This window comes from Pseudomonas sp. P5_B2 (genome assembly GCF_056400445.1).
In genome coordinates, this window is sequence record NZ_JBFULH010000248.1 from 1 (window position 1) to 6,263 (window position 6,263).

The following is a 6,263-nucleotide window of genomic DNA, read 5'->3' on the forward strand; positions in this document are numbered from 1 at the left end:
GTAATGGAGCGCCGGCTGACCGCCTCTTCGACAGCCTTTTTGATGTGATCACGGTACCGCCGCAGAAACCGCTGACGGTTCACCGTGCTCTTGTTCTTGCCATTGAGACGTCGGTCGATCACATAGCTCATAGGCCMCTCCGGGGAGCTTCAAGTCGTAAGCTTCAAGCTGCAAGCGAAAGCGCCGTCAGTTCCCGGAATTGGGACTTTACCCGCTTTTCTCTTGCAGCTTGTAGCTAGAAGCTTGCAGCTGCTTCACTGCGACTTCCGGACCCGTAGGTACCATTCGGAAAGAAGCCGTACCTGTTTGTCGGTGTAACCGCGCTCCACCATCCGTGTGACGAAGTCGTTGTGCTTCTGCTGGTCCTCTTTGCTGGCCTTGGCGTTGAAACTGATGACCGGCAGCAGGTCTTCGGTGTTGGAGAACATTTTCTTCTCGATGACCACCCGCAGTTTTTCGTAGCTGAGCCAGGTCGGATTCTTGCCGTTGTTGTTGGCGCGGGCGCGCAATACGAAGTTGACGATTTCGTTGCGGAAATCCTTCGGATTGCTGATGCCGGCCGGTTTTTCGATTTTCTCCAGTTCTTCGTTCAGGGCGACGCGGTTGAGGATTTCGCCGGTTTCAGGGTCGCGGTATTCCTGGTCCTGGATCCAGAAGTCGGCGTACAGGACGTAGCGATCGAAGATGTTCTGGCCGTACTCGCTGTACGACTCGAGGTAAGCGGTCTGGATCTCCTTGCCGATGAACTCGATGTAGCGCGGTGCCAGGTACTCCTTGAGGAATCGCAGGTAGCGTTCGCGGGTTTCGGCCTGGAACTGTTCCTGTTCGATCTGTTGTTCCAGCACGTACAGCAAGTGCACCGGGTTGGCGGCGATTTCGTGCGGGTCGAAGTTGAACACCTTCGACAGAATCTTGAACGCGAAGCGGGTAGACAGGCCGTTCATGCCCTCATCGACACCGGCGTTGTCGCGGTATTCCTGAATCGACTTGGCCTTCGGATCGGTGTCCTTGAGGTTTTCACCGTCGTACACGCGCATCTTGGAATAGATGTTCGAGTTTTCCGGCTCCTTGAGGCGTGAGAGCACGGTGAACTGGGCAAGCATCTTCAAGGTGTCGGGCGCGCAATGGGCCTTGGCCAGAGAACTGTTGAACAGCAGTTTGTCGTAAATCTTCACTTCGTCGCTGACCCGCAGGCAATACGGCACTTTGACGATGTAGATCCGGTCGATGAATGCTTYGTTGTTCTTGTTGTTGCGGAAGGTGTGCCACTCCGACTCGTTGGAGTGGGCCAGCAGGATCCCGGTAAACGGAATCGCGCCAAGGCCTTCGGTACTGTTGTAGTTGCCTTCCTGGGTGGCCGTCAGCAATGGGTGCAGCACCTTGATCGGCGCCTTGAACATTTCGACGAATTCCATCAGGCCTTGGTTGGCCCGGCACAGTGCGCCCGAGTAGCTATAAGCGTCGGCGTCGTTCTGTGGGTATTCTTCCAGTTTGCGGATATCGACCTTGCCCACGAGGGCCGAGATGTCCTGGTTGTTCTCGTCTCCCGGCTCGGTTTTGGCCACGGCGATCTGATTGAGGATCGACGGATAGAGTTTCACCACCCGGAACTGGCTGATGTCACCACCGAATTCGGCCAGGCGCTTGGTGGCCCATGGCGACATGATGGTGTTGAGATAGCGCCGTTGGATACCGAAGTCTTCTTCGAGGATCGCGCCATCTTCGGTGGCGTTGAACAGGCCCAGTGGCGACTCGAATACCGGAGAGCCCTTGATCGCGTAGAAGGGCACTTTTTCGATCAGCTGTTTCAGTTTCTCGGCCAGTGATGACTTACCGCCACCGACGGGGCCGAGCAGATAGAGGATCTGTTTCTTCTCTTCCAGGCCCTGAGCGGCATGGCGGAAATACGACACGATCTGGTCGATGCATTCTTCCATCCCGTGGAAGTCTTCAAAGGCCGGATAGCGGCGGATCACTTTGTTGGAAAAGATTCGCGACAGTCTCGAGTTGGTCGAGGTGTCGAGCAGCTCCGGTTCTCCGATGGCCAGCAATAGTCGCTCGGCGGCGGAGGCGTAGGCACTGCGGTCCTGTTTGCACAGCTCAAGATACTCTTGCAGCGAGAGTTCTTCCTGGCGTGTGGACTCGAATCGTTGTTGGAAGTGGCTAAAGATACTCATGACGTCACCTCGCTCGATACGTGGAGCCGACGCCGGATCACTCAGTCGATGCTGGCAGCAACCGAACAGGCAGTCGCTGTTTACCCCCCAGAAATCTCACGGAGCTAACCACTCCGAAAGCTACTCCCGATGACCCGCGCGCCGGTGTACCGGCTCTCCCCTGTTTTGGATGGCCTGCGCTTAAGGATAGTTGGGAATTCAGGAGGTAAAGGCGAGATACGTAATTAGTTGTGGCAGACCGTTCGTCTGCCACCGCGCGAGCCCGCGGGGGGCGGGGCTTGCACGTTACAAAAAAATTTATTCTGAGGTGCCTTGCGCTGTTTCCGCAGGATAAGTCGTGCGCCACAGCTCAAAACCGCCATCCATGCTGTAGACGTCGGAGAAACCCTGGCTGATCAGGTACGCTGCGGCACCCTGGCTGGAATTGCCGTGGTAGCAAACCACTACAGTCGGCGCGTCCAGATCTGCGCCCTGAATAAAGGCATGCAGGGAATGGTTGTCCAGATGCTTCGAGCCGCTGATGTGCAGCGCGGCGAAGGTGGCAGGATCACGGACATCGACCACCACTGCGCCTTGTTCGCGCAGGGCCTGGGCCTGCTCCGGGGGGATACGTTTGAATTCGCTCATGGCGGGCTCCTGTGGCTCGGCTGGTAGCGCAGCCTAGCGCGGGGCGCTGGCTGGTGATTGTTCGGTAATGGTTGGGGCGGCGGGTTCGCTGTGGCCCTTATCGTTGCATTGGCAATGCAGCCGCTCAAAGGTGTCGACATTCATCAGGGTCATCGCTCCGCCCCAGACACAACCGGAGTCGAGCGCGAAGATTCCCGGTTCGTCACATTGGCCTTCGAGTGCCGCCCAATGGCCAAAAATGATCTTCAGGCCCTTGGTCTTGCGCTCCTTGTACGTGAACCAGGGCTTATAGCCCGGTAGTGCTGTGCCAACGCCTTCCTTGCTCTTGAGGTCGAGTTTGCCCTCACTGGTGCAAAAGCGCATTCGGGTGAAATAGTTGGTGATGACGCGCAGGCGGGTCACGCCCTTGAGGTCGCTGTCCCATTTTGCCGGGTCGTTGCCGTACATGCCGTCGAGGTACGGGGCGATACGGTTGTCGTCGCGCAAGGCTTCTTCAACTTCGGCTGCGCACTTCAAGGCTTTGCGCAATGACCATTGCGGTGGAATGCCAGCATGAACCAGAGCGATGTCGCGCTGTTCGTCGTAGTGCATGAGCTTTTGCTGGCGCAACCACTCCAGCAGCTGCGCACAATCGGGTGCTTCGAGAATCTCGCGCAGGGTATCGTTTTTTTTCAGGCGTTCGATGTTACGCCCGGCGGCCAGCAAGTGCAGGTCGTGGTTGCCCAGTACGCACACCAGCGATTCACGAATGCCATAAAGGAAGCGCAAGGTTGCCAGCGACTGCGGACCACGGTTGACCAGGTCGCCCACCAGCCAGAGGCGATCCTTGGCCGGGTCGAAAGCGACTTGCTTGAGCAGGCACTGCAATGGCTCGAGGCAGCCTTGCAAGTCGCCAACGGCGTACGTTGCCATTAGTGCAAGGCTCCGGGCACCGCCAGGCGGAATGGAGCAATGACGGCGTCGAAATGCTTGCCGTCATCGGCAATCATCTCGTAGGTGCCTTGCATGGTGCCAACTTTGGAGGTCATGACCGTGCCGCTGCTATAGGTGTGGCTCTCGCCCACCTCGATCAACGGCTGCTGGCCAACCACGCCGGCGCCGCGAACCTCCTCGACATGCCCATCACCGTCGGTGATCACCCAGTGCCGCGACAACAGTTTGGCCGGTAGCTCGCCATTGTTATGCACGGTGATGGTGTAAGCAAAGGCAAAGCGACTGTGCTCGGGCTGCGATTGTTCTGCCAGATAGCGGGTGACGACGCTGACGTCGACCTGATAACGAGGATCGGACATGCAAGAGGCCTTAAAAACGAAGCGGGACGCGGGGCTTAACTGATGGAGATCAGTCTAGGCCAAGTACCGGATAGTAAACCAGACATCGCGTCTGGCGTCCTACCCGATAACGCTTGTCACCTGTCAGTCGGTGGCAGGCGGGTTCAGGGCTTGCTCGCTGAGCTTGTCGGCCAGGCGCACGAAGGCGGCCAGGTCGAGTTGTTCGGGACGCAGGCTGCCATCGACGCCGGCGGCCTCGATTTCGGCATTGCTCAGCAGCAGCTTTAGGGTGTTGCGCAGCGTTTTGCGGCGCTGGTTGAAGGCTTCGCGAACGACGCGCTCCAGCAATTTATGGTCTTTGGCCGGGTGTGGCAGTACCGCGTGGGGCACCAGGCGCACGATGGCCGAATCTACCTTTGGTGGCGGATTGAACGCGCCCGGGCCGACGTTGAACAGATGCTCGACCCGGCAGTGGTACTGAACCATGATCGACAGACGGCCCCAGTCACCACCACCCGGGCCGGCCGCCATGCGCTCGACCACTTCTTTTTGCAGCATGAAGTGCATGTCGCGGATCAGGCTGGCGTTATGCAACAGGTGAAAAATCAGTGGCGTGGAGATGTTGTATGGCAGGTTGCCTACAACACGCAGGCTGCCCGGCGCGGCGTTCAGGCTGGTGAAGTCGAACTTCAGCGCATCGCCCTGATGCAGGCTGAAGTTGCTCCTGCCGGCGAACATCTGATTGAGGATCGGTACCAGGTCCTTGTCCAGCTCCACCACGTCCAGCTGGGCACCACTGTTGAGCAGGCCTTGAGTGAGGGCTCCCTGGCCTGGGCCGATTTCCAGTACGCGTTCTTCGGCTTTGGCGTGGATAGAGCGCAAGATGCGGTCGATAACGCCGGCATCGTGCAGGAAGTTCTGGCCAAAGCGTTTGCGCGCCTTGTGTTGGTAATGCTCGGTCATAAACGGGTCTCGGCCATCTGGTAGGCGGTTTCCAGGGCGACTTGCAGGCTGCCGGTGTCGATATTACCGCTGCCGGCCAGATCCAGGGCGGTGCCATGGTCGACCGAAGTGCGGATGATCGGCAAGCCGAGGGTCACGTTGACTGCCGCACCGAAGCCTTTGTACTTCAGCACGGGCAAGCCCTGGTCGTGGTACATCGCCAGCACTGCGTMGCAGTGCTCCAGATATTTGGGGGTAAACAGAGTGTCGGCGGGCAGGGGGCCGCGAAGGTCCATGCCTTCACCGCGCAGGCGCTCTAATGTAGGTTCGATAATGTCAATTTCTTCATGGCCCAGGTGCCCACCTTCACCGGCATGCGGGTTAAGCCCGCAGACCAGGATGCGTGGCTGGGCGATGCCGAATTTTTCTTGCAGGTCGGTGTGCAGGATTCGCGTGACCCGCTCCAGGCGCTCCGGCGTGATTGCATCGGCAATCTCGCGCAGCGGCAGGTGAGTGGTGACCAGCGCCACGCGCAATCCACGCGTGGCCAGCATCATCACCACCTGTGCGGTATGGGTAAGGTCAGCGAGAAATTCGGTGTGCCCGGAGAAGGCAATGCCAGAATCGTTGATGACACCCTTGTGCACGGGGGCGGTGATCATGCCGGCGAAATGCCCGTCCAGGCAACCTTGGCCCGCACGGGTCAGGGTTTCCAGGACAAAAGCGGCATTGGCCTTTTCCAGTTGTCCAGCGGTGACCGGCGCATTCAGCTGCGTATCCCAGACATACAAGCTGTCAGCAGGAGCAGGAACATCCGGCCAACTGTCCGGTGTTACCGGCAACAGATTGACAACCACACCCAGCTGCGCGGCCCGCTCAAGGAGCAGGTCGGCGCTGGTAATGGCAATCAGGGGGTGTGGCTGGGCTTGCGAGGCGAGCAGCAGGCACAGGTCTGGACCTATGCCGGCCGGTTCGCCGGGTGTCAGCGCGAAACGCTTCGGTTTCACTGCGCTGCCTGGCTTGCACCAGGGAGTTTGATCTCTACGTACGCTTCGTCACGGATCTGACGTAGCCAGGTTTGCAGCTCTTCGTCGTATTTGCGGTTACGCAGTACGGTCATTGCCTGTTGCTCGCGAGCCTGGGCGGTGCTGTCGGTGGCGCGACGGCCAAGCACCTCCAGAACGTGCCAGCCGTATTGGGTCTGGAACGGCTTGGACAGCTTGCCCTGCGGGGTGCTGGCCATCAC

The 6,263-nt window shown here is 58.9% G+C and carries 7 protein-coding genes and 1 pseudogene; all 8 read right to left on the bottom strand.

Features of this window, described 5'->3' with window-relative positions; translation table 11 throughout:
- On the bottom strand, positions 1 to 131 hold a 131-nt coding region (locus AC1DRJ_RS17320; protein WP_477803234.1), incomplete at its 3' end, for a DUF444 family protein.
- A gap of 123 nt (positions 132 to 254) precedes the next feature.
- Complete coding sequence (locus AC1DRJ_RS17325; RefSeq protein WP_477803229.1) at positions 255 to 2,177, bottom strand: PrkA family serine protein kinase; 1,923 nt, start codon at positions 2,175 to 2,177, stop codon at positions 255 to 257.
- Between the two features lie 297 nt (positions 2,178 to 2,474).
- A complete protein-coding gene (gene glpE / locus AC1DRJ_RS17330; RefSeq protein WP_008061556.1) occupies positions 2,475 to 2,804 on the bottom strand; it encodes a thiosulfate sulfurtransferase GlpE in 330 nt (109 codons plus the stop codon).
- A gap of 33 nt (positions 2,805 to 2,837) precedes the next feature.
- On the bottom strand, positions 2,838 to 3,716 hold the full coding sequence (locus tag AC1DRJ_RS17335; protein ID WP_477803230.1) for a symmetrical bis(5'-nucleosyl)-tetraphosphatase: 879 nt from the start codon (positions 3,714 to 3,716) through the stop codon (positions 2,838 to 2,840).
- The gene (gene apaG / locus AC1DRJ_RS17340) at positions 3,716 to 4,096 is read right to left on the bottom strand and encodes a Co2+/Mg2+ efflux protein ApaG (RefSeq protein ID WP_477803231.1); all 381 of its coding nucleotides are present in this window, start codon (positions 4,094 to 4,096) and stop codon (positions 3,716 to 3,718) included. The genes AC1DRJ_RS17335 and apaG overlap by 1 nt, the downstream gene beginning before the upstream one ends.
- Before the next feature lie 123 nt (positions 4,097 to 4,219).
- Positions 4,220 to 5,038 carry a 16S rRNA (adenine(1518)-N(6)/adenine(1519)-N(6))-dimethyltransferase RsmA gene (gene rsmA / locus AC1DRJ_RS17345; protein ID WP_477803232.1) on the bottom strand — a complete coding sequence of 273 codons (819 nt, stop codon included), beginning with the start codon at positions 5,036 to 5,038 and terminating at the stop codon, positions 4,220 to 4,222.
- Positions 5,035 to 6,024: a 4-hydroxythreonine-4-phosphate dehydrogenase PdxA gene (gene pdxA, locus AC1DRJ_RS17350; RefSeq protein WP_477803233.1), complete on the bottom strand. Its 990-nt coding sequence runs from the start codon at positions 6,022 to 6,024 to the stop codon at positions 5,035 to 5,037. The genes rsmA and pdxA overlap by 4 nt, the downstream gene beginning before the upstream one ends.
- A pseudogene (locus tag AC1DRJ_RS17355) lies at positions 6,021 to 6,263 on the bottom strand (molecular chaperone SurA); the annotation flags it as partial. The gene pdxA and the pseudogene AC1DRJ_RS17355, both read right to left, overlap by 4 nt.

Excerpts from the sequence above, each read along its gene's own strand:
- AC1DRJ_RS17335 (WP_477803230.1), bottom strand. The coding sequence starts at position 3,716 with ATGGCAACGTACGCCGTTGGCGACTTGCAAGGCTGCCTCGAGCCATTG.
- rsmA (WP_477803232.1), bottom strand. The coding sequence starts at position 5,038 with ATGACCGAGCATTACCAACACAAGGCGCGCAAACGCTTTGGCCAGAAC.
- glpE (WP_008061556.1), bottom strand. The coding sequence starts at position 2,804 with ATGAGCGAATTCAAACGTATCCCCCCGGAGCAGGCCCAGGCCCTGCGC.
- apaG (WP_477803231.1), bottom strand. The coding sequence starts at position 4,096 with ATGTCCGATCCTCGTTATCAGGTCGACGTCAGCGTCGTCACCCGCTAT.